The following is a 23,082-nucleotide window of genomic DNA, read 5'->3' as shown; positions in this document are numbered from 1 at the left end:
GCGATGAAAACAAGAAATCTATGGCTGGCCACCGCCGCCGCGACCCTGGCCGCTTGTGGCGGCGATGCCGGAGACACCCCGTCCATTGCCGGTTGGCAGCAGGCCGAGGTCTATTACAGCTACCCCTACGACGGGCAACAGAACCTGTCACCGAAGACGCCATTGGTGCTGCGTTTCTCCCACGCCATGGACGTGGATGCCAGCCACTTCACCTTGCTGCACTGCGGCCAGATGGGCGACGATTGCGAAGACACAGGAGACAACCATGTCGCGCTGAGCGCGCCCACGTCCCTGGCTGGCGGCAAGGGCGTTACGCTGCAGCCGCAGAGTCCGCTGCAGGCCTACAGCCATTACCGGCTGGTGATCGACGGCATTGAAACGGAGCAGGGCAGCCCGGTGTTCCCGGATGGTGGCCTGGACTTCGTCACCCGGCTCAGCGAGGACGGCCCCCTGTCCAGCCAGATGGCCACGCCGGATCTGGCCATCAGTCAGATCATTCCCGATGGCGACGCCCTGCCGTTCATGGATTTCTCCACCCTGCGGGTACGCTTCAATCAAATGCTCGACGCGGGCACCCTGAGGTATGGCGACACTGACAGTGGTGCCTCCGTGGAACTGGAGCACCAGGGCAACACCGTGCCTGCGGCGCTACTGGTCAAGGGCAATGCGGTCACCGTGGACCCGCTTCAGGACCTGACCCCGGGCCAGCAGTACACCCTGAAGTTCACCTCGTCGGTACGGGGTGTGGATCAGGCCCAGCTGACCAGCGGGTTCGAGCAGACCTGGACCGCACGGAACTCCATGCCCCGCGCCACCCTGGTGCAGGAGGCTCTCAGCGCCAGTGATGATCAGACCGACCCCTGCAATGCCCCGGATGCCCTGGTGGCCAAGCTCACCGGCGCCACCATGAACTGTGTGCCGGTGCAGTCCACCTTGCTGGGCAGCAAGGACGCCACCATGCAGGGCGGCGATGTGTTCGCCGAACTGGCGTTTCTGCCCAATTACCCGGAGGTCTCGCCGCTGCGGATTCCCCGCAACAGCCTGCTCACCGGCAGCAACATCGAAGTGAAAGTGGCCGGAGAAGTGAAGGCAGGCATCGAGACCGGCGCTATCGCCGTGACCTTCCTGTCTGACGCCTCCGGCTACCTGATGCCCAACCCTTACAGTGACGCCCATGAAGCGCCCAAGCAGGTGAAGCTGTATATGGATGTGTCGATGACGGCGGAAAACCCGCAAGCAAACGGTGCGCTCAGCCAGACGCTAATGCACGTGGAGTTGAACGGCATGGCGCTGGTGCAGGATGGCCGCATGGAAATCGATGCGGTGGGTATTGTGGAGCCCAAGGTGCTGGGGCAGGAGACCGCCTTCGGCCTGCTCAGCTTCCACATGAAGTCCTACGAGGATCAGGAAAACGCACCTGAGCCGGTGCCAGACCTGACCGCCCCGGTGCTGCAATCCATGGTACCCGCCGTGGATGGCAATGGCATGGCAATGAGTGCGCGTCCCGGTGATGCAGTGATCCTGAATTTCAGCGAACCGCTGGATAGCGCCACCTTGCTCTCCGGCACCAGTTTTGGTTTGCAGCAAAATGGTAGCTATGTGGACATCGATTGGTACCTGGATGGCGCCAGCCTGGTAATGCGACCGGTCCAGCCGCTGGCCTTTGGCGAAAGTTATACCGCCGTGGTGGAGGGTTCCGTGACGGATCTGGCTGGCAATGGGGTCAACCCGGTTAACCAGAGTTTCGAGCTGGCTAATCGTGTCGGTGATTTGCCGCCTCCTCGTGTGTTGGCCACTTACCCTGGTTTTCCATGCGCCAGCGACAAGGAGCATTGGGAGATCGAGTTCGGTAACCACGGTTTCTGTCAGGGCGGTAAAACCGAAGATGATCGTAATCCGGTGTCCAGCCTGCCTGCAGACCGGGCTATCCGGATTAACTTCACCCGAGATATCGCCGCTGACTCCGTGATTTTCGAGAACAGCACCGCCTGTGATGTGGGCAGTTTCCGGGTGGAGAAAGTGGAGCTGAACCCGGCGACAGGTACGCCGATGCGTTATGACGATGGCGAAAAGCGTAAGTATCGCTGTGAAGCCGGCGTCACCGGTTCACTGGACGTGGGGACGCGCAGCCTGGTCTTCACCCCGGATGAGCCCTGGGAAGAAGGGGTGTATTACCGCTATGCCTTGCAAAGCGTGAACGCGACCGGTGGCCAGTTGCCGGATGATTGCACCTCCGGCGAAGCCATTTGCGCTATTGATGGTAAACGCTTGCAGACCGCCATGTTGCGAGCCCCTGCCAACGACATGGGGGGGCCGGATATAGAGAACCACTTTATCGGGGCAGCGCCCAGAGCGTCGGTGTACCAGCCGCTGAAAAACCTGCCCACCGCCGATCTCAATGGTAATGGCCACTTTGATAGTGGTGAGCCGGGTTACGGAGGGGGTGAGCCCGGGGTGAATACCACGGATCTGATCCTCGACGGTTATGATGGAAAAGGGCTTTTGTACGACCCGGAGCTGTTGTGCGACGTGACGGAACAGTGCGACATCCATGTCACGGGTGCGCTGAATTCAGAAGTATTCGGCTCGGCGGTCTATACCGATCTGGAGACCGGTGAAGAGGTAATCGATCCCGCCACGAATGAACCCATGAAGGCGGTTCGTATTGGTTTGTACCCAACCATGATTCAGGCATCCTCGGTGACTCTGCTGGTGAAAATCCTGGGCTTCATTCCCAGTGAAACGCCAACGGAAACCCAGTTCATGCGCATGCGGTATCACTGTGTGCCCTGGCCGGACGATGCCGACAACTACTGTGGCAAACAGAACCCGGATGGCAGCTATGTCTACGATGAAATCGAGCGCCAGGGATTGATCCCCGGCTGGATTGTGCAGACCGACAATGGCCCGGAATTTCGTGCCAATGTGGATTTGTATCTGGATGCGCCTTACATGCATATCGTCGCCGGCGGATCACACAACCAGCATAGCTATCCGATTACCATGAAGCTTTCCGGGCCGGTCACGTTCCTGCCGGATGGCCGCATGGTGATCAACCAGGTCAATGCCAATATGATTCCGGTGAATGTGGTGCTGAGTGTGTTGCTGTCCAGCCCGGAGATCTACCTGAAGATCCCGGTGGGTGGCGTCAAACTCCAGTACCTGGGTGAGCCCATCAAGCAATAACGGATGTTTGTGTTTTTACAGCCGGCCTTTGGGCCGGCTTTTTTATGCCTGTTGCACAGGCGTTCGGGCTGGCTGCCGTAATCGGCCTGCTACCTTTTCGGCCCGGTAACCGACTTCACCACTGGCCGCTCCCCGTTACAGATCCATAACACTTCGCTGCATATCCCGCCCTTGCGCGTACCTTTCTCAACCAATCCCAACCTTTTCTCAACGGCTGTAGCACGGGTGTTTTGTTTTACTTATTGCATATACACAGGGGGGGATAGCGAGAGGCTGCATAGTCTTCACGCGTTGTTCTCCCTACGCCTGAGACTGTAAACCTTGGGCGAAAAACCGAATAACAAACGCCGGAGACGCGCTATGACAACCAAGAACCTGTCCCTCTGGGGGGCTGCTGCGATTATCTCAACTGCCTTGTCCAGTCCTGTTTATGCCGCTATGGGCAATACGGCCAGCACCTATGGCCTGTTGCCGACGGATGTGGGGACCGCTCAGGCGCTGTCCATGTTTAACACTCAGGCGTCCGCGCTGTACTACAACCCAGCCTATCTTACCCAGGATCCTCGTGGTGAGCTGACTGTGGGCATGCTGCATGGTGAGCAAGAGCTTAGGGCCGTGAGCCAGGGTAACCCCAGCGGTGGAGCACCGGCGGTTATTCGTGACGGAGATGTATTGAATGACACAGATTCCCAGCAGTTCATTCTTGCGCTGAAAACTGATCTCACCGATTTGACTAAAGCTGGGCATCCAATTTATTTCGCCATCATTGCCGGGGTGGAAAAATATGGCGATGAACTCCTGGCCTTCGATTCTCAGACATCAGAGGAAGGGCAGTTTCTGAATTATGGTCGACAGCCTCTTTTCCTGAACCTCGGTGGTGGCCTTGAGTTGCTTAATGGTGTGACTGCTGGTGCCTCCGCGCATGTCGCTTTGCGTGCGGATGCAAAGTTGGTGGCCAGTGCGGATTTAGCGGGTAATACACAGTATGAAGAGTTAAACGTCTCGGCTAAACCCGTTATTCGGCCAGTACTGTCGATGAACTTTGAATGGGACAAAGTGTTCTGCGGCAAGGAAGATTGCGGGGTGTTGACTGGCTTGGAAACTGCATTTGCATTCCGTGGTCACACAGAAGCGCGCACTTCTGTGGATGCCAATTTGACTATTCCTGGAACCGTCATCGATCCAGGTATTGGGGTTTTGATCGATACGATTGATTCCTATCAGCCTGATATTTTTAGTGCGGGTATTCTTTACCATTTCACCGATAACTTCCGTGCGGCCGTGACGGTGGAGCAGCAGAACTGGAAAGACCTAGAGGGTGAGCTGGCCCGTGACACCATCAAAGATCAAGCTTTTGCTACCTTCAAGGATATTGTGGTTCCCCGTGTTGGTGCCGAGTGGACGGTGAATAAAAATGTGATCCTGTCTGCCGGTGTGGCTTATCAGGAAAGCCCGCTGGAAAGCATTCAAACGCCGGGCGTTAACTACCTGGATAGCGACAAAATTATCGCCGGGCTAGGCAGCTCGCTGATTATTCATAATCCGCCGATCTTGGCGTACCCAGTGCGTCTGGATTTCGGTTACCAGTTCCAGAAACTGGAAGAGCGTGATTTCGAGCTGACCACCACCCGCCCCGGCGTGGCCAATCCCTATGAAGTCGTGACGGCCGATGGCGATGTCCATGTGTTTTCCGGCTCTATCACGCTGAAGTTCTAACGGAGGTGCCCCATGAAAAATAACAAACTGGCTCTCACCGCACTGGCTGCCGCACTGGCCGCCGGTTGTGGCGGCAGCGACGATAGTGTGAGTTTCAATACTCCCACGTTTGATGCCCGCAATCTGCACTACACCTATCCGCTGGATGATCAGCAGCAAGTCGCTCCACGCGCGATTATTGCTTTGCAGTTCAGTCATGAAGTGACAGCGGATGATAGCAATTTCACAGTGACCGGGCCGGATAATGAAACGGTACCGTTTACCCTGGCGTCTGTGGCCGACGGCCTTGGTGTAGTGCTGACCCCCGACGATGCTCTGAAGCCGGCATCCGAGTACAAGGTGGTCATGAATGGCGTCACCGTGTTGGGTGAAACCACCACGTTCAAGGATGGCACGCTGAACTTCACCACCCGTGCGGCACTGGAAGGCCCCATTGAAACCCAGAAGACCGCCGCCAGCTTCGAAGTGGAGTCCATCTTCCCGGATGACGAGCAGTTCGATAGCATGGACTTCTCCTCGTTCCGCCTGCGCACCACTCACCCGATCGATGCGTCTACCGCTGTCTACGGAGACACCATCAGTTTGATGAACAATGGCGAGGTGGTGCCCGCCTTGCTGCTGGTCGGGCGGTCCTCCATCACGGTGGATCCGCTGGAAGACATGACGCCCGGCGACACCTATGAGCTGAGTGTCAACGGTGTGAAAAGTCAGCTGGGTGAAGATATTGCTGCCTATTCGCATTCCACCGTCCCACAGGACACGACCTCGCCCACCACCGGTGAGCGTGCGGTACTGGTAACCGAAGTGCCGCCGGCGGATAACGACTTGGGTTGCCTGGACGAAAACGTGCGGGTGTCCGAGTTGACGGGCCAGCCGATTAACTGTGTCCCGGTTATCGGTACCCTGTTGCAGGATCAAACTGTGTCCAAGCAGTCCGGCGACGTCTATGCCGAACTCGCGTTTGCCCCTAACTTTCCTGAGGTGACGCCTCTGCGGGTTAAGCGCGGTGGTTTGTTGGTAGGGGATGCACTGGAAGTCTTCATTGGCGGGGAAGTGCCCGTGGGCTTTGATTCCGGTGCGGTGACCGTGGAGATTATTTCGGATGCTACCGGTTATCTGTTTCCCAACCCCAACGCGGAAAGTGACGATGCACCTAAGCAGCTACGGTTGTTCATGGACGTGGCCACTTCCACCGCTGATGCGCGAGCTAACGGCGCCTTTACCCAGAACCTGATGCATTTGGAGCTGGTGGGCACCGGGCTGATTGAGGATGGCCGGCTTAACGTTGATGCCATTACCGTGGTTGAGCCACGCGTGTTGGGTGTGGAGAGCAGCTATGGTGTGCTGAGCTTCCGTATGGAGTCTTATCAGGATCAAGAGAACGCACCGCTACAACCGGTGGATGCGATCAACCCGTTTGTGCCGGTTCTTGATGGCGACAACGGCCAGGAGCTTGCTTGGCAGCCAGGTAACGTGGCCGATCGCATGGAGCCGGGCGACCCCATTGTGATTCACTTCAATGAAGCGTTGGATCCTCTGACCATTAAGGCTGGCGACTCTTTGCAGCTAACCAAAGGTGGCTTGCCTGAACCGTTCCAATGGGAGCTGCGCGGTAATGCAGTGGTTATTATGCCGGAATCACCGGTGGAATATGGCGTGGAATACGCTGTGACCACTACGCCGGCGATCAAAGATCTGGCCGGTAATGCCTTGCAGGTGCTTGACTCGCTGCAAGGGGGAAGCACGCTTGCCTTCACGTTGCCCGAGTATGTCACTGACGATGGTGGTGATGTGCGTCGCGGTCCCTTTGCGGCCACAGTCTATCCAGGTTTCCCCTGTGCGAGCTCACCCGCCAGCCAGGCGGAAATTGATGCCGATACCCAAGGTGTATGCGTCTCCTCCAGCCCTGAAAGTGACCAGGTCGAAGTGGATGAGTTGCCGATTGTGACGTTGCCATCCAATCGCTCTATCAAAGTGCGCTTCTCCCAGAACATGGATCCCGCCACGATTACTTTCGGCGACACTCTGCTGGTGCAAAAAGACAATGCTGGCAGCTGGGAGGATGTGGACGGTGAGCTGACACTGGAACCCCGTGCGCTGATCTTCACGCCCGAGCAAGCTTGGGAAGAAGGCTCACTGTACCGCTATGTGCTGGCTTCCAACGGCGGCGGCTCGGGCTGTGCGGGCATGTGCTCGACGGACGGATTGCCGCTGCAGACCGCCCTGTTGGAGGGCAGTGGCATGCAGGAAGGTGGCCCTGACATGGAGATCCTGTTCCGCGGTGGCGTATCGTCCGACACCATCTTCCAGGAATTGGCTAACCTGCCCAGCGTGGACGTAAACAACAATTTCCAGATCGACGCGGGTGAGCCGCGCGTTACAGGCGATGTGATTGATCCGCTGGATACACCGGCCAATGCCACCCTGATTTTGCCCCGTGATGGTGGCGGTGAAGGCTTGGTGACGACGGCGAATACCGGTTGTGGGTACGACGGTGTGCCGCCGTATTCAATGGACGATCAATCCCAGTGTGATAGTGATCGTATCCTCTACATCAGTGGGTTGCTGAATACGGAAATCCTGGACTTCGATCCGGAAGAGCAAGGTGTCCCGGTGGTGATCTACCCGACCACGGTGGCGCTGACCAATCTGGATGCCACCGCGGTGGTGGGGCTGAATCTGAACGTTCTGAATGACGATAGCACGCTGGATTCCATCCCTATTCTTGGCCCTATTCTGGGTGATGTATTGCAGTTAACCCTTGGGCTGGTGGATGACATTGTGTCGGGGTTGATTGGCCAATTCGGTGGCGAAGGCGTGTTGGACAGCTTGCTGTCTGTGGTTGACGATGTGGGCTTGGTGCCGATCGCAACCGCAACCGGCCCCAATGTTATGCGGGTTCGCTATGACATGGATGATCAAGGTAACCGAACGGTGCCGCCGGTAGGGTATATCGTCGAGACCCCGGATGGCCCGGTCTTCCAGATCACGTTTGATTTGCTGTTCGATGCCCCTGAGCTGAGCTTGCCGCTGGGCCTGCAGCACAACGCGAAAGGCTTGCCGATTGATAATGTGGTGTTGGAGGGGCCCCTGGACTTCCTACCCGATGGGCGCCTGTTTATCGGTTTGCAAAGCCAAGGGCCGTTAAATGTAGACTTGGATATTACCTTGGCGAGTCTGCCTGGCGGGAAGGTGAAACTGGTGATCCCGCCGGGTGGCATTAACCTGAGCTACCAGAGCGCGTCCATCCAGTAACCGATCGCGTTTCAACCCTCTTACTGCGCCCCGCTTGTCGGGGCGCAGCTATATCTGCTGGTCTGCCAGCGTTACCGCTCGCCCCGCCTCCTTTCTGATTTGTCCATATTGGCACTTACGTGCTCGAACTCACCGGGTAATGCTCTGTCTACCCCGTCACTGTTTAAAATAATTTTACGGTTTGCCGGCGTGATTGACGTCAAATAACGCTTTTTACCTATGTGAGTGCCTGTTCACTTTTGCATAGGGTGAGCCCCCCCTCCGTCGCCTTCTCGGCGACAGACAACGTAAAAGCAACAAGAAAACAGTGTAGGAGTACAACAAATGACTGTGTCTTTTTCGGGACGTGTCGCTGCCGTTGTCGGTGGTGTGTTGGTGCAATCTGTAGCCTTGGGCAGTATGGGTAATATCGGCACCACCTATGGTGTGCTGCCCTCGGATATTGCTTCCGCACAGGCGCTCAGCCTGTTCAACGATCAAGTTTCTGCCACCTATTACAATCCAGCCGCCTTGGCCAAGGACTCCCGTGGTGAACTCACCACAGGGTTGATGCACGCCGAACATGAACTGCGTGCCCAAAGCCTGGGCGGTGCAGACGCGCCGATCCGCAACGGTGATGTGCTGCAGGATTCTCCGTCCCAGCAAGTGCTGCTGGGCATGAAAACCGACCTGACCTCGCTCACCCAGTACAACCACCCGATTTATTTAGGCTTGATGCTGGGGGTGGAAAAATACGGTGAAGAAATGCTGGCGTTTGATTCCTCGACCTCCCAGCAGGGTCAGTATTTTGAATACGGCCGCCAGCCGCTGTTTCTTAATTTGGGTGGTGCCACTCAGCTATGGCGCGGTATTGATGTGGGGGCCACAGCGCGAATTACTCTGCATGCAGCGGCGGATCTGTCCGCCACCACGGACCTGGCCGGCAACACCCAGTACGAAGAGCTGGATGTCTCCGCCAAACCGTCCATTCGCCCGATCTTTGGCATCAACATGGACTGGGGCGAGACTTTCTGCGGTGAAGGCGATGACTGCTGGTTCAATGGCCTGGAAACCGCTTTTTCCTATCGCGGTTACTCCAACACCCAAACCGAAGTGAACGCCAATGCGGTGATTCCCGGCGTCATTCCCAACCCAGGCCTGATGCTCAACATCAATACCCTGGATTCCTACCAGCCCAATATTCTCGCCGGTGGTGTGCAGTATCAGGCGGGTCGGTGGCGCACCGGGGTGACCATCGAATGGCAGGAATGGTCTGCCCTGGAAGAGGAGCTGGAGAAAGACACCATCAAGGATCAGGCGGTCAGTGGCCAGCCTGGGCAGCTTACCTTTCAGGATGTGATCATCCCGCGCATTGGTACCGAGTTTCGTCTAAACGAGAATTTCTCGTTTACCGGTGGGGTGGCCTATAGCGAATCGCCACTGGAATCCAATGCCTCGGTGGATGTGAACTACCTGGATACGGATAAATGGATCATCGGCCTGGGTGTCACCGCGAAATACAAGAAAACCCGCTTCCTGGCTTTCCCGGTGCGTTTCGATCTGGCCTATCAGCACCAAATTCTGGAAGACCGCACCTTCGATATTTACGACACCCGGTCCGCCGTCTACCCGCAGCCCAGCGAGCAGGTGGAAGCCAGTGGTGAGGTGAATGTGGTTAGCGGCTCCATCACCCTGAAATTTTAAGCCCAGGAGGCAAACACAATGATGCGAACGAGCGTACTTTTCGCTGCCGCACTGGTGCTCACCGCCTGCGGTGGTGGTGGCAGTGAGCAGACCGTGGATTACAGTGGCCGCAACAGCGGGCAGGTGTTCTACAGCTACCCGGCAGACCAGCAGGAACAGATATCCGTGCACGCGCCATTGGTGGTGCAGTTCTCCGAAGCACCGGGTCTGGCCTTGTCGGATATCACCCTTACCGGCCCGGACGGTGCTGTCGACGTGGACATGAGCGAGGCCGATCAGGGCCGCTCCGTGGTCATCACGCCGCGCCTGCCGCTGGCCTTCAACAGCGACTACACCCTGAGCCTGAACGGCATCGACCTGGACGGTTTCAGTGACGGCACCCTGAACTTCACCACCGGCTCGGCTGATAAGGGACCGCAAGATCAGCAGCAAAACGCCGATGAGCTGGTGATCAGCCGGCAAATGCCGTCCGGCGATGGCGACCAGCCCTTCATGGACTTTTCCACCGTCCACCTGCAGTTCTCGCAGCCGCTGGACCGAGCCACCGTGGACGACACCACTGTCAGCCTCAATGACAATACGGGCAACCCGGTGGATGCCACCCTGCTGGTGAGCGGCACCCGGCTGACCCTGGACCCGAAGGACGATCTGAGCCCAGGCGTGGCCTATACCCTGGCACTGGACGCCGGGCTGACCAGTGAAACCGGTGTTGCCTACAGCGGGGAAAGCAGTATTACCCTGACCCCGCAGGACTCCACCCCGCGGGAAACCTTGGTGCTTGAAGCCATGGCCGCGGACCCTACCAAGGCCTGTGGTGAGGACGGCGTTATGCTGTCGCCGCTCAGTGGCGAGCCGATCAATTGTGTGCCGCTGATTGCCAAGCTGTTGGGTGACACTACGGTGTCCAAATTGTCCGGTAACGTGTTTGCAGAACTGGCCTTCGTGCCCGACTTCCCGGGCGCCACGCCACTGCGCATCAGCAAAGGTTCGCTGCTCAAAGGCGAGCCGCTGGAAGTGCTAATTGGCGGCCAGCTGCCGGCGGGCTTCGATTCCGGTGATGTTACCGTCAGCTTCCTGTCCGATGCCTCCGGCACCCTGTCGCCAGCGCCTTACAGCGCCAGCCCGGAAGCCCCGCGGCGAGTACAGCTGACCCTGGATCTGGCTTTCTCCACCGCAGATTCCCGCGCCAACGGCGCCTTCACCCAAACTCTGCTGCAAGTGGAGTTGGTGGGGCGCGCCATTGTGGTCGACGGCCGTATGGTGATTGACGCTATCGGGGTGATCGAGCCGGAAGTGTTAGGCGTGGAAACCGCTTACGGCGTGTTGAGCTTCCACATGGAATCCTACGCAGACCAGACCACCGCACCAGAGCCTGAAGTCGATATTACTGGCCCCAGCCTGCAAAGCTGGCAGCCCGGCGATTTCGCCGACCGCTTCCGTCCCGGCGATCCGGTGGTGCTGAACTTCGATGAAACCCCGAACCAGGACACCATCGTTCCGGGGTCCACCGTTTCTATCGCCCGGCAGGGCACAGACGTGCCGTTTCAGTGGCACCTGGATGGCGCGTCACTGGTGCTAACACCGAATGACCCGCTGGACTTTGGTACGGACTATCAAGTGGTGTTCACCGATGGCGTGCAGGACCTGAGCGGTAACCCGGCGAACCCGGGAACCCTCGACTTCGCCATGCCGGACGCGACGACGAGCAGTCCACGCACACCGTATACCACCACCGTGTATCCGGGCTTCCCCTGCGGCATTTATTCCGGTACGGAAGACCTGGCTAACGGTATTCAGGGTGAGTGCGCCAGTGCCTATCAAAATGATGCCGGTGACAGCTTGCCGGTGCCCACGCTGCCAGCCAACCGACCCATCGAGGTGCAGTTCTCACGGAATATGGCGGCCGACAGCATGGTGCTTGGCACCACCTGTGGGCAAGGCAGCGTGCGGGTGGAGAAAATTGATACGGCCGGCAACTGCCTGGAAACCGTGCCTGCTCACCTGAGCATGGAAACTCGCAAGCTGACCATTACTCCTCAACAGCCCTGGGAAAATGGTGTGTTGTACCGCTATGTGCTTACGTCCCATGAGCAGGCAGGTTGCGCCGGTGAGGTAATCTGTTCGCAAGATGACATGCCTTTGCAGACCGCACAGTTGCTGGGCCCGGATGCGGATAAAGGCGGGCCGGATATGGCGATTGCGTTCACAGGAGCCGCGGCCACCGACAATGTGTTGTTGCCGCTGCGTAACCTGCCCAAGGCGGATGTGAATGCCAACTTCGCGCTGGAAGATACCGAAATCAAAGCGCAGGAAACGCCGCCGGGCAGTGGGGAGTACCCGACGCCCACTAATGCGGCAAAACTGGCGGTGACGGATACCGGCGGGATTGCCACTGCGGCAAACATTGGCTGCGATATCAACGAAACCTGTCCGGCGGATAAATTCACCTATCTCAACGGCGGTATCAACGCGGATATTGTGGGCTGGAGCGAAGTTGAACAGGCGGTGGAAGTGACGCTGTACCCACCGGTGCTGATCACAACCAACACCGACGTCTACGCACAGATTGCCGGTCTGGTAAGCCCGAACGTGCCCACCGAACCGTTGGTGATGCGTGGCCGCTACGATGCCGATGGCAATGGCAATCGGACACAACCGCTAACGGGCTGGATCCGCTACGACGCCGCTGAAGATCAGCTGATGTTCGACACTACGCTGGATTTGCTGCTCGATGCGCCGGAAATGGAGGCGCCGCTGGGTCTGCCATTCAACCTGCACAGTTACCCGCTGGATGACCTCCAGTTGTCCGGTCCGGTGGATTTCCTCCCCGATGGCCGTCTGGTCATCGGTTTGCTGAGCTTGGCGGAGCAGAACATCGACGTGCGTATTGGCGGGGCATTGGCCACCATCGACCTGCAGATCCCTGCTGGCGGGGTGAACCTTACCTTCCAGAGCGGGTCCATCAAGAAACCGCAGTAAGTCATCGTCGACGACGGCGATCATCAAGCCGGCCTGCGGGCCGGCTTTTTTGTGGTTCATTGCGGATTAGAATGAGTAACACGCTTCTGGCTGCTTGATGGGTTTATCGCGAGTACCCCGCATTTTGCCAAACGCACGATGCCGGATGCCCGAGGAAACATCCCATAGCCTGAATGGTTGTCGCTATTCGGCCCCTCTTTTGAGGGATGCCCAGGTTTTCAGGTTTTGAATGCAAGCGTCTGTCGTCGGGCATCCGGCGTCAAGCGGTTGTCAGGGCTAAGCAAAGAGATAACCCCTGAAATCCGCTTATCACTCAATGTCGCGATGAACCTTTTTGTGGATACGGATTCCCGGCCCAGCCTATGCCGCTCGGCCCCGTGTCGATATAATTCCCCACTCACTCGTTCCATGGTGCTTTTTATGGCTCACCGCACAGCTTTATACGACGCCCATCTCGCCGCTGGCGGCAAGATGGTGGACTTCGGCGGCTGGGATATGCCGATCAATTATGGCTCCCAGATCGAGGAGCATCACGCCGTGCGTCAAAATGCCGGGGTGTTTGATGTCTCCCACATGACCGTGGTGGATATTGCCGGCGCTGGTGCCCGTGATTACCTGCGTCAGCTGCTGGCCAACGATGTGGACCGCATTGACCCGGGCCGCGCCCTGTATACCGGCATGCTTAACGACAATGGCGGCGTGATCGACGACCTTATCGTCTACAAGCAGGACAATGGCTACCGACTGGTGGTAAATTGCGCGACCCGCGAGACCGACCTGGACTGGATGGGAAAGCAGGCTGGCGGTTTTGCCGTGGATATTCACGAGCGCCCGGAACTGGCCATGCTGGCCATCCAGGGGCCGAAGGCCCGTGAAACGCTTGCGGGGCTGCTCAGCGGCGCCCGTGCCGAGGCGGTTAACAGCCTGAAAATTTTTGCTTTCGCGCAAGACGGTGACTGGATGATCGCCCGCACCGGCTACACCGGCGAAGATGGCGTGGAAATCATGTTGCCCAACGCGGATGCAGTGGCGTTGTGGGGGCAGTTGCTCGAGGCCGGCGTATCGCCCATTGGCCTGGGTGCCCGTGACACCCTACGCCTGGAAGCAGGCCTAAATTTGTATGGCAACGACATGGATAACACCATCACGCCGTGGGAAGCCAACATGGGGTGGACAGTGATGGTGAACGACCGGGAATTTATCGGTCGCCAGCCATTGTTGAATCAGAAGAAAAATGGCCATGCCGAGCAGGTGGGCCTGATCCTGGAAGGCAAGGGTGTATTGCGCGCCCACCAGAAAGTATTGATGCCCAATGGCGAAGAAGGGGAAATCACCAGCGGTACCTTCTCGCCCACACTGGGGAAATCCATCGCCCTGGCGCGGTTGCCCGCTGGCGCCACCGGCAAGGTCGATGTGGAAATCCGCAACAAACGCCAGGTCGCCCAAGTGGTCAAGCCGCCGTTCGTGCGTAATGGCGAGGTCGTGTACAAAGAGCTGTAAGTTCCACAACGGTAATCGAAACCTGCTGTAGGAGCTTGCTTGCAAGCGAACCTGCTCGCGGTACCCTCGGGGGAATTCGCTTGCAAGCAAGCTCCTGCGAAAACACATTTACTATTTCAGCGTGCATGCGTGAAGCGTGTCGCGTGCAAGCGACTCTTAACAGGAGAAAACAATGAGCGAGATTCCAGCCGAGCTGCGTTATGCCGCCAGCCACGAATGGGCCAAGGTAGAAGACGGTGTTGCCACCGTTGGTATCAGTGACCACGCTCAGGATGCCATGGGCGATCTGGTCTATGTGGAACTGCCGGAAGTGGGCCAGGTGGTGGCCGCCGGTGATGAAACCGGTGTGGTGGAATCCGTGAAAGCGGCCTCCGACATCTACAGCCCGGTGTCCGGTGAAATCGTTGAAATCAACGAAGCACTGGAAGACGAGCCGGAGCTGGTCAACAACGTTCCCTATGAAGGCGGCTGGTTGTTCAAAGTGCAGCTGACCGACGAAGGCGAGCTGGACAACCTGCTCACCGCCGACCAGTACCAGGCGCAGATCGATAGCGAATAACGGCATTACCGTTATTCGCAGCTGCGAGCTTCTAGCTACTAGCTGCGAGTAAAAGATTTTTCTCGTAGCTCGAAGCTCGTGGCTCGTAGCTGATCCTCAACACGTTTTCAGTGCTGAGGAATGCAAAGCCAACACCCAACCTATCCAGGTAGCCCCCATGCCCTACATCCCCCATACCCCCGATGACGTTCGTGCCATGCTCGACGCCATTGGCGCCGACAGCATCGAAGATTTGTTCGATGAGATTCCTGCGCACCTGAAAGCCGCTGGCAAGCTCGATGCCTTGCCTGAAGGCCTGAGCGAAATGGAAGTGACCCGGCTGATGAGTGACCGCGCTGCCCAGGATGCCGGCGCGGTCAGTTTCATCGGTGCCGGTGCTTACCAGCACCACGTGCCGGCGGCGGTATGGGAAATTGCCACTCGGGGTGAGTTTTACACGGCGTACACCCCGTACCAGGCGGAGGCCAGCCAAGGCACCCTGCAGGTGATCTACGAATTCCAGACCCTGATGACTCGCCTCACCGGCATGGACGTGAGCAATGCCTCCGTCTACGACGGTGCTTCCGGTCTGGCCGAAGCGGTGCTGATGAGCCTGCGTGCCAATCGCAAGAGCAAGTCCCGCAAGGTGCTGGTGCCCACTGCCTTGAACCCGCGTTACACCAGCGCCACCCAGGCCATCGTGGAAAACCAGGACGTGGCGCTGCAAAGGGTCGGGTTTGATGCCGCTACCGGGCAGACCCCGCTGGATGCCCTGAAAGACTTTGAAGGCGAAGACTACGCCGCACTGGTGATCAGCCAGCCCAACTTCTTCGGTTCACTGGAAGAAGTGGACGCGCTCACCGACTGGGCCCATGCCAACAAGATGCTGGTCATCGGTGTGGTGAACCCCACTTCTTTGGCGCTGCTGACGCCTCCCGGTGAATGGGGCACAGAGGGTGCGGATATCGTTGTGGGTGAAGGGCAGCCGCTGGGTGTGCCGTTGTCCTCCGGTGGTCCGTACTTCGGCTTCATGTGCTGCAAGCAAAAACACGTTCGGCAAATGCCGGGCCGGATCATCGGCCGCACCGTGGATATGGAAGGCAAGCAGGGTTTCACCCTGACATTGCAGGCCCGCGAACAACACATTCGTCGCTCCAAGGCCACCAGTAACATCTGTACCAACCAGGGCCTGGCCATGACCGCGGCGACCATTTATACCTCCCTGCTTGGGCCGGACGGCCTCGGCAATGTGGCGGCCCACTGCCATGCCAACACCCAGGCACTGGCCGACAAGCTCACCGCCATCGACGGCGTTGAGCGTGCCTTCACCGCGCCCACCTTCCACGAAGTGGTGCTCACCCTGCCGAAACCGGCGGATCAGGTGCTGGCGGCCCTGGCCGAGAAAGACGTGCTGGGCGGTGTGAGCCTGGCCGGCGACTACGACATGAACAGTGCGATCCTGGTGAACGCCACCGAAGTCCATTCCGAGCAGGATTTGCAGCTGTTCGAACAAGCACTGAAGAGTGTCCTCAACGAATGGAGGGAAATGGCATGAGCGAGACACAACTGATCTTCCAACTGTCTCACCCGGGTCGTAGCGCCACCTCTCAAGCGCCTAAAGCGTTGAGTGACGACAAGCTGTCCGCCATTCCTGCGCACCTGCGTCGCAAGGAAAAGCCGGGCCTGCCGGAAGTGTCTGAAATGCAGGTGGTGCGCCACTACACCAACCTGTCCAGCAAGAACTTCGCCATCGACAAGCAGTTCTATCCGCTGGGTTCGTGCACCATGAAGTACAACCCCCGTGGCGCCAACCGTGCCGCCATGCTGCCGGGCTTTTTGAACCGCCACCCGCTGGCGCCGGAAAGCCACAGCCAGGGTTTCCTCAGCTGCATGTTCGAACTGCAGAACTTCCTGAAAGAAGTCACCGGCATGAAGGGCGTATCCCTCGCCCCCATGGCCGGGGCCCAGGGTGAGTTTGCCGGCGTGGCCATGATCCGTGCCTACCACGATGCCCGTGGCGACGATCAGCGTACTGAAATCCTGATCCCCAACGCCGCCCACGGCACTAACCCGGCCACCGCCGTCATGTGTGGCTACAAGGTCCGTGAAGTGCCGGTCGGCCCGGATGGCGACGTGGATCTGGAAGCGCTCAAGGCTGCCTGCGGTCCGCAGACCGCTGGCCTGATGATGACCAACCCGTCCACCTGTGGCGTGTTCGAGCGGCAGATTGAAGACATCGCCAAAGCCGTCCACGAAGCCGGTGGACTGCTTTATTACGATGGCGCCAACCTGAACGCTATCCTCGGTAAAGTTCGTCCCGGCGACATGGGCTTCGACGTGATCCACATGAACCTGCACAAGACCTTCGCCACTCCCCATGGCGGCGGCGGTCCCGGTGCCGGCCCGGTGGGTGTGTCCGAGCGTTTGTTGCCTTACCTGCCCACGCCCATGGCTGGCCAGCGGGACGACGGCAGCTACCACTGGATCGATACCGATACTCTGGATACCAGTATTGGTCACCTCAGTGCCTTCATGGGCAATGCCGGTGTGCTGCTGCGCGCCTATTTCTACGCTCGCTCGCTGGGCCGCGAAGGCATGATCCGCGTGGGCGAATTCTCCACCCTGGCGGCCAACTACCTGCTCAAGCGTCTGGAAGCCGTAGGCTGCACCGCCGCCTACCCGGATCGCCGCGCCAGCCATGAGTTCATCCTCACCTTCGCCAAAGAAGCGAAAGAACTGGGTGTCACCGCCATGGATATCGCCAAGCGCCTGCTGGACTACAACCAGCACGCGCCCACCACCTACTTCCCGCTGCTGGTGCCGGAGTGTTTCCTTATCGAACCCACCGAAACCGAAAGCAAGGAAGCCCTGGACGAATTCGTGGAGGCCATGGCCGCCATCCTGGAAGAAGCGCGCAACGAACCCGACATGGTGAAAGAAGCCCCCTTCACCCAACCGGTCCGTCGCCTGGATGACGTAAAGGCAGCCAGAGAACTGGACCTGACCTGGACAGACTGATTCCCGGCCACAAAAACCGTAGGAGCCATGCTCGCATGGCGAACAAGAACCCGGCGAATGCCGGGTTCTTTTTTATATATCACCCGCGATCCAACGGACTGATCACCCCCAGTCCTCCCCGATTCATCACATGCAGATACCGCTCGGTGGTCGACACGTCGCTGTGCCCCAGCAGCTCCTGCACTGTGCGGATGTCATAGCCTTTTTCCAGCAAGTGAGTTGCAAAGGAATGGCGGAAGGTGTGAGGCCCACACAGTTTGGTTATCCCGGCTTCTGCCGCAGCCTGCTTAACATGCTTGCGAACATTGTCCTGATGATAATGATGGCGGCGTATGATACCGGTCTGAGGATCTCTGGCAGGCTCTTTGGAAGGAAAGATAAATTGCCAGATTTTTTGTGAGCCTGCCCCAGGGTACTTTCTGCTGAGAGCATGGGGCATCCACACAGGACCAATGCCATTTTTACGATCCATGTCGTAAAGGTTGGATGCAATATCAATTTGATCGCGCAAACGGGATTCGCAAGTCTTCGGGAGCAGGGTTCTCCTGTCCTTGTCGCCTTTGCCCTGGTGCACGGTGATGATCATCCGGTCGAAATCCAGATCCTTGATCCGAATACGAAGCGCCTCTGAAACTCTCAAGCCTGCTCCGTAAAGCAGTTCGCACACAAGCTGAGAGGGTTCCGGGAGTAAAGCAATCACGGCTTCAGCCTCTTGTTCAGAAAAAACAGCTGGGATCCGGGGCTTGCGTCTAGATTGACGAAAGCTCAATTCACCATAATCCTGTTGAAGAAAGCGCCGATAGAAGCAGTTCAATGCATTAAGGGCGATTTTCTGCGTCGAGGGACTGCAATAACGCTGTACAGATAAATAGGAAAGAAACGCCTCAATGTCCCTGGCTCCCATCGTGGAAGGATGGCGCAGCCGGTGGTAGCGAATGTACTTGATCACCCAATGGACATACGTCTGTTCTGTCCGGTAGCTGTACTGGTTTTGCCTGAGCCAGAAGCGAAACTGGTCCATCAGTTTTACGGGCTTCTCGGGGAGAGAGCGGGGGATGTCATCCATGACAACTCCATACTGTCCAAAATGACAGTATCTCAGCTGCCTACCTCCATTTTCAACGGAATCAGTACCAAATTCGTGAAATTGCCGCTTACTGGATCGCTATCGTATTGATATATATGGGAAAGATGAAATTCATCAAAAGCCACGATGCGCAAGGAGTTATAAGGAACGTTCCTTATAACTCCGTGTTGTAGGAGATTGGCTATAGCCACTCAAGCCATTGTTATGGCAGGATTTTCCTTGGGGTGGGTGTGTGCTGGGTTCAGAGTTATAAGGAACCGAGTTATACGGAACGTTCTAATTAATACGCTGTTAGGCGCCTAGAAGAACATTTATGCAAACTGTGAAGTCTGAAGAAAGGCACATCGAAGTTCCGGGCGGACAGATCTTCGTCAGTCGTTGGTGGCCGGCCGAATCATCCGACAAGTCAGCCATTGTGCTGTTGCACGATTCGCTTGGTTGCGTGGCACTTTGGCGGGAATTCCCGGCTCAACTCTCAGAGAAACTTGGGCGCGAGGTCATAGCCTATGATCGGCTCGGCTTTGGGCAGTCATCTGTAGTTTCGGAGCCGCCATCGCTCCGATTTATCGATGAAGAAGCAGAGTCAGTGTTTCCGGCATTGTGTTCCTCGTTGGGGTTGGGAACCGTTGTCCCGTTTGGGCACAGTGTCGGTGGCGGCATGGCCATTGCTATTGCCAGCATTCATTCGCAATCGAGCCTCTGCTCCAGCGTCATAACAGAATCGGCTCAGGCTTTCGTTGAAGAACAAACTCGGCGGGGCATTGAGGCCGCAAAGCAATTCTTCAACCAGCCCGGCCATCTGGATAAGTTGTCGAAATACCACGGTGAGAAGGCTCGGTGGGTCTTGGAGGCATGGACGGAAACATGGCTGCATCCCAACTTCTCAGATTGGAGCCTCAGCTCTCATCTCAAAAATCTGAGTTGTCCTGTTCTTGCAATTCACGGGGACACTGATGAATACGGTTCTGTGGCATTTCCGAAACTCATAGCAGAAGAATCCTCGGGCTATTCCCAAGCCCTAGTTTTGGAGGGTTTCGGACATGTACCACACAAGGAAAATCCAGGCGTGGTGTTGGCTGCTACCGAGCGTTTCTTGTTGGAGGTCGAGGAGCCAAGCGTTGTCGCAGTCGGCGCCTAACAAATCGCTGCAGCGGACGTTTGACCCGCCACCCATTTTTGCTGCCGCAAAAACGGACGTCGCCTCAAACGCCGCTGAGCTCAGGCGTTAGCTTCTTATAGAGAATGGTGCATATATTGAAGGTAGTCGAAGACTCAATTACAACGTCAATCGGAAAAGTATCCTTTACAGTTAAAGCTGTTGAGGGTGACCTTTCTGATGCGAGAATTATCTTAATAGAAATACCGCCATTTCTTCCTGAAGGTATGGAAGTGGAAAGCAGTATTGCAGCACTGTTAAAGGTTAAGTCATCGGATGCAATCAAGGAATTAGAATTCACGTGTGCTTGGAATCAATTTGAAGGCAAAGGCGATGGTTGTTCGGGTGAAGGGCTGGATGCTTGGGAATGGGAAAAGGACAATAAGTTAGTGGTCATCGGAACTGAAGATGGAGATTGGTTAGCGTCAAGGCTTAACCTTGGCCTTATTTCACGAGAGAACTATCCGGTATCAATGGATAAAAATCGAATCAATATAAAAATCGCCAAATATCCATCGAACAAAGAGCTTACGCTTCATTTCGTTGTAGCTCAGAATACTTTACCGGAAAAAAAGGATTGCTCTTGTTGGTATGCCGTTGATGTCGCACATAACAGAATTGCCGAGGCATGCAAGTGAAAGCTAACAAGTGCATCTTGCCGGATTTGGGTAAACTGTCACCTTTTTTGCAAAAACACGCAAAAAAGCCGCCACTTCACCCAAACTGATCTGTAACCACTTTTGTGGACAGAGTTTTCTGTTCATAAGAGAGGTGCAGTGTGGGACACACAAGAAAGAGAAATTACGACCGTTATACCCTGGCTTATAAACTCCAAGCCGTTAAATTGGCGAATCACCCTGACGTTAGGTCCAAGGATGTGGCAGAGTCTCTGGGTATCCACCCGGTCATGCTTTATCGCTGGCAGATGGAGCACCGGCGAGGGGAGCTCAGGGAGAACAAGCACATGAAATCGTCATCGTCATCGCCATCCCCGAAACGTCGCGCGAGCAGAGCGGATCCTGCGAAGGAAGCAGAGGAGAAGCTCGCGGCAGCTGAAAAGCGCATCAAAAAGCTCGAGCGAGAGCTTGAGAATCGAAACGATGAGATCGATTTACTAAAAAAGGCCGAGCGGTTCTTCCAGCGGAAAAAGTAAGGCTCTACGAGCTGGTTGAGAAGAACCGCCAAGGTCGGGATGTGCGTCGTTTATGTCAGCTTCTTGGCGTGTCGAGGAGTGGTTATTATGCCTGGCGTTCACGGTCTGAGAGTGAGCGAAGTCAGTATGATGGAAGGCTGAAAGAGGCCATGGTCGAGCTGCATCAGGGATTTCGGCGAGCCTATGGCGCTAGACGACTTCACCAGCAACTCCGCAAAAATGGCTTTACCTGCAGTGTCCGTCGGGTATCGCGGTTGATGAAAGAAGCCGGAATTCATGCTTCCAGCAAAGGATTGTACGTCTGGAATCCGGGAAGGCATGAGTTCTACAGTTCAGCAGGGAATGTGCTGGGGGCGGAGGAATCTGCTGACAGTGAGGGCAAGCACTGGGCCGGAGACTTTACCTATATCCGAACGGGCTCGGGTTGGCTTTATCACGCGGTAGTCGTGGATCTGTATAGCCGCAGGGTTGTGGGTTGGTCATTCAGCCGTAAGCGAAACAGCGAGCTGACTAAGAGTGCGTTAAGAATGGCGCTGTCACGTGAGCAGCCTCGCTTGGGTTGTGTTTTTCACTCGGATCAGGGCATTGAATATGCCGCTCATGAATATCGAGATCTGGTGGCTGCTGCGGGATTGCGCAGGAGCATGAGCCGAAAGGCAACGCCCTTGGATAATGCGATGGTGGAGTCGTTCTTCCATACGCTAAAGACGGAACTGGTTCATCTGCGTAAGTTTGAAAATGATATTGAAGCGGTTGCCGGGATTGTTGAGTTTATCGAGTTCTATAATCGGGAGCGGCTTCACTCTGGGATTGGGTATCAAAGTCCGGCAAGCTATGTGCGGGCGTGTGCCTAAAAGTGTCCACGAAAGTGGTAGCAGATCAACAAGCGCGTGATGGCAGCGTTAGGCATGCAAGAACGAGCAATTAAGGAGTAACAATGAAGTTCATAAAAGCATTAATACTTGGTGCAATACCCTGGTATCCAATCGGCTGGGCTATTTATAAAGTGACTGGAGAAGATGGGTTGGCCCTTGTCGTAACGTCCATTATCAGTATTGTCATATTTTTCATTGCCATAAACAAATTGGGTAGTGATGAAAGTGGTTCTACCATGGTTTCAAATGTTTTTGGCGCGATGAGGGATATGAAAGATGGAGTCGAGTTCAATCTGGAGCAAAAAAGCGCCGACCTCTATGCGCAAGCCGAGGAAGAATATGACAATGGAAAAATTGATAAGGGGCTGTGGTCTCAGGCCCTGATTAAGGCGAAAGGCGAAGAGAGTTTGCGAAAAGTTGAGTACATGAAGTTGAGAGCAAAGCAGTTAAAGAAAAATGCCTAACAAAGTGCTGCTAGGGACAATGTAGTTCCCCCGCTTTAGTGGACACCTTCTCCTAACCAGAGGAGGTGGCATATGCCCCGATACAACAATCCGAGAAAGACCTGGCAGTATTCGACAGACTTTAAAGTAAAGGCCGTTGAGCTTAGCTGTCAGGAAGGCATTCAGGTTCAGCAAGTGGCAGCTGGGTTGGATATCCACCCGATGATGCTTTCGAGGTGGCGCAAGGAATATCGAGAAGGCAAGATCAAGCCAGATGGCCGAAAGCGTGTTGGTGTGATGAAAGAAAAGAAAGCCCCCTCCGCCGAGGAGCTGAAAGAGCTCGATAAGCTCAAACGGGAAAACGCCCGCTTGCAGAAGGAGAATGACCTTCTAAAAAAGTGGCAACGGTATCTGTCGGATCGACATCAGAGCGATTTAGATTCATCCAGGAAAACGGACGAAGACTAGGCGTCAGGTACCTCTGCAATTGGCT

The 23,082-nt window shown here is 56.5% G+C and carries 16 protein-coding genes; 15 read left to right on the top strand and 1 reads right to left on the bottom strand.

Going from position 1 to position 23,082, the window contains the following annotated elements; genetic code table 11:
* Positions 1-3: 3 nt before the first annotated feature.
* The 9 genes from B3Q33_RS13570 to gcvPB all read left to right on the top strand — a co-directional run bounded on the left by B3Q33_RS13570 (position 4) and on the right by gcvPB (position 17,875).
* Positions 4-3,186 carry an Ig-like domain-containing protein gene (locus tag B3Q33_RS13570; RefSeq protein ID WP_273010132.1) on the top strand — a complete coding sequence of 1,061 codons (3,183 nt, stop codon included), beginning with the start codon at positions 4-6 and terminating at the stop codon, positions 3,184-3,186.
* Between the two features lie 360 nt (positions 3,187-3,546).
* Positions 3,547-4,902, top strand: a complete 1,356-nt coding sequence (locus B3Q33_RS13565) for an outer membrane protein transport protein (protein ID WP_273010133.1) — start codon at positions 3,547-3,549, stop codon at positions 4,900-4,902.
* Positions 4,903-4,914: 12 nt separating this feature from the next.
* A complete protein-coding gene (locus B3Q33_RS13560; protein ID WP_273010134.1) occupies positions 4,915-8,157 on the top strand; it encodes an Ig-like domain-containing protein in 3,243 nt (1,080 codons plus the stop codon).
* A gap of 324 nt (positions 8,158-8,481) precedes the next feature.
* Complete coding sequence (locus B3Q33_RS13555; RefSeq protein WP_273010135.1) at positions 8,482-9,840, top strand: OmpP1/FadL family transporter; 1,359 nt, start codon at positions 8,482-8,484, stop codon at positions 9,838-9,840.
* An 18-nt stretch (positions 9,841-9,858) separates the two neighbouring features.
* Positions 9,859-12,819: an Ig-like domain-containing protein gene (locus tag B3Q33_RS13550; RefSeq protein WP_273010136.1), complete on the top strand. Its 2,961-nt coding sequence runs from the start codon at positions 9,859-9,861 to the stop codon at positions 12,817-12,819.
* A gap of 420 nt (positions 12,820-13,239) precedes the next feature.
* Positions 13,240-14,319 (top strand): glycine cleavage system aminomethyltransferase GcvT, encoded by a 1,080-nt coding sequence (gene gcvT, locus B3Q33_RS13545; RefSeq protein ID WP_273010137.1) that lies wholly within the window; start codon positions 13,240-13,242, stop codon positions 14,317-14,319.
* A 172-nt stretch (positions 14,320-14,491) separates the two neighbouring features.
* A complete protein-coding gene (gene gcvH / locus B3Q33_RS13540) occupies positions 14,492-14,878 on the top strand; it encodes a glycine cleavage system protein GcvH (protein ID WP_063519506.1) in 387 nt (128 codons plus the stop codon).
* Positions 14,879-15,035: 157 nt separating this feature from the next.
* On the top strand, positions 15,036-16,412 hold the full coding sequence (gene gcvPA, locus B3Q33_RS13535) for an aminomethyl-transferring glycine dehydrogenase subunit GcvPA (RefSeq protein ID WP_273010138.1): 1,377 nt from the start codon (positions 15,036-15,038) through the stop codon (positions 16,410-16,412).
* A complete protein-coding gene (gcvPB, locus tag B3Q33_RS13530; RefSeq protein WP_273010139.1) occupies positions 16,409-17,875 on the top strand; it encodes an aminomethyl-transferring glycine dehydrogenase subunit GcvPB in 1,467 nt (488 codons plus the stop codon). Before gcvPA ends, gcvPB begins: the two co-directional genes overlap by 4 nt.
* A gap of 79 nt (positions 17,876-17,954) precedes the next feature.
* Here the strand turns inward: gcvPB and B3Q33_RS13525 are convergent, their stop codons facing one another.
* Entirely contained in the window at positions 17,955-18,941 is a 987-nt protein-coding gene (locus tag B3Q33_RS13525; RefSeq protein ID WP_272998228.1) for an integron integrase, read from the bottom strand.
* Between the two features lie 334 nt (positions 18,942-19,275).
* Between B3Q33_RS13525 and B3Q33_RS13520 the strand changes: the two genes are divergently transcribed.
* The 6 genes from B3Q33_RS13520 to B3Q33_RS13495 all read left to right on the top strand — a co-directional run bounded on the left by B3Q33_RS13520 (position 19,276) and on the right by B3Q33_RS13495 (position 23,057).
* On the top strand, positions 19,276-20,100 hold the full coding sequence (locus B3Q33_RS13520) for an alpha/beta fold hydrolase (protein WP_273010140.1): 825 nt from the start codon (positions 19,276-19,278) through the stop codon (positions 20,098-20,100).
* A gap of 116 nt (positions 20,101-20,216) precedes the next feature.
* Entirely contained in the window at positions 20,217-20,756 is a 540-nt protein-coding gene (locus B3Q33_RS13515) for a hypothetical protein (RefSeq protein ID WP_273010141.1), read from the top strand.
* Between the two features lie 140 nt (positions 20,757-20,896).
* On the top strand, positions 20,897-21,271 hold the full coding sequence (locus B3Q33_RS13510; protein WP_273010142.1) for a transposase: 375 nt from the start codon (positions 20,897-20,899) through the stop codon (positions 21,269-21,271).
* An 11-nt stretch (positions 21,272-21,282) separates the two neighbouring features.
* Positions 21,283-22,125 (top strand): IS3 family transposase, encoded by an 843-nt coding sequence (locus B3Q33_RS13505; RefSeq protein WP_273010172.1) that lies wholly within the window; start codon positions 21,283-21,285, stop codon positions 22,123-22,125.
* Positions 22,126-22,208: 83 nt separating this feature from the next.
* Positions 22,209-22,610: a hypothetical protein gene (locus B3Q33_RS13500; protein WP_273010143.1), complete on the top strand. Its 402-nt coding sequence runs from the start codon at positions 22,209-22,211 to the stop codon at positions 22,608-22,610.
* Positions 22,611-22,682: 72 nt separating this feature from the next.
* Positions 22,683-23,057 (top strand): transposase, encoded by a 375-nt coding sequence (locus B3Q33_RS13495; protein ID WP_286828036.1) that lies wholly within the window; start codon positions 22,683-22,685, stop codon positions 23,055-23,057.
* The last annotated feature ends 25 nt before the right edge of the window (positions 23,058-23,082 follow it).

Source organism: Alcanivorax sp. UBA3183 (assembly GCF_002364155.1).
Classification (GTDB): Bacteria; Pseudomonadota; Gammaproteobacteria; order Pseudomonadales; family Alcanivoracaceae; genus Alcanivorax; species Alcanivorax jadensis.
This window is presented reverse-complemented; position numbering and strand designations above follow the sequence as displayed.

What these genes read in the sequence shown, in the direction of transcription:
- B3Q33_RS13570 (WP_273010132.1), top strand. Translation starts at nt 4, where the DNA reads ATGAAAACAAGAAATCTATGGCTGGCCACCGCCGCCGCGACCCTGGCC.
- B3Q33_RS13565 (WP_273010133.1), top strand. Translation starts at nt 3,547, where the DNA reads ATGACAACCAAGAACCTGTCCCTCTGGGGGGCTGCTGCGATTATCTCA.
- B3Q33_RS13560 (WP_273010134.1), top strand. Translation starts at nt 4,915, where the DNA reads ATGAAAAATAACAAACTGGCTCTCACCGCACTGGCTGCCGCACTGGCC.
- B3Q33_RS13555 (WP_273010135.1), top strand. Translation starts at nt 8,482, where the DNA reads ATGACTGTGTCTTTTTCGGGACGTGTCGCTGCCGTTGTCGGTGGTGTG.
- B3Q33_RS13550 (WP_273010136.1), top strand. Translation starts at nt 9,859, where the DNA reads ATGATGCGAACGAGCGTACTTTTCGCTGCCGCACTGGTGCTCACCGCC.
- gcvT (WP_273010137.1), top strand. Translation starts at nt 13,240, where the DNA reads ATGGCTCACCGCACAGCTTTATACGACGCCCATCTCGCCGCTGGCGGC.
- gcvH (WP_063519506.1), top strand. Translation starts at nt 14,492, where the DNA reads ATGAGCGAGATTCCAGCCGAGCTGCGTTATGCCGCCAGCCACGAATGG.
- gcvPA (WP_273010138.1), top strand. Translation starts at nt 15,036, where the DNA reads ATGCCCTACATCCCCCATACCCCCGATGACGTTCGTGCCATGCTCGAC.
- gcvPB (WP_273010139.1), top strand. Translation starts at nt 16,409, where the DNA reads ATGAGCGAGACACAACTGATCTTCCAACTGTCTCACCCGGGTCGTAGC.
- B3Q33_RS13525 (WP_272998228.1), bottom strand. Translation starts at nt 18,941, where the DNA reads ATGGATGACATCCCCCGCTCTCTCCCCGAGAAGCCCGTAAAACTGATG.
- B3Q33_RS13520 (WP_273010140.1), top strand. Translation starts at nt 19,276, where the DNA reads ATGCAAACTGTGAAGTCTGAAGAAAGGCACATCGAAGTTCCGGGCGGA.
- B3Q33_RS13500 (WP_273010143.1), top strand. Translation starts at nt 22,209, where the DNA reads ATGAAGTTCATAAAAGCATTAATACTTGGTGCAATACCCTGGTATCCA.
- B3Q33_RS13495 (WP_286828036.1), top strand. Translation starts at nt 22,683, where the DNA reads ATGCCCCGATACAACAATCCGAGAAAGACCTGGCAGTATTCGACAGAC.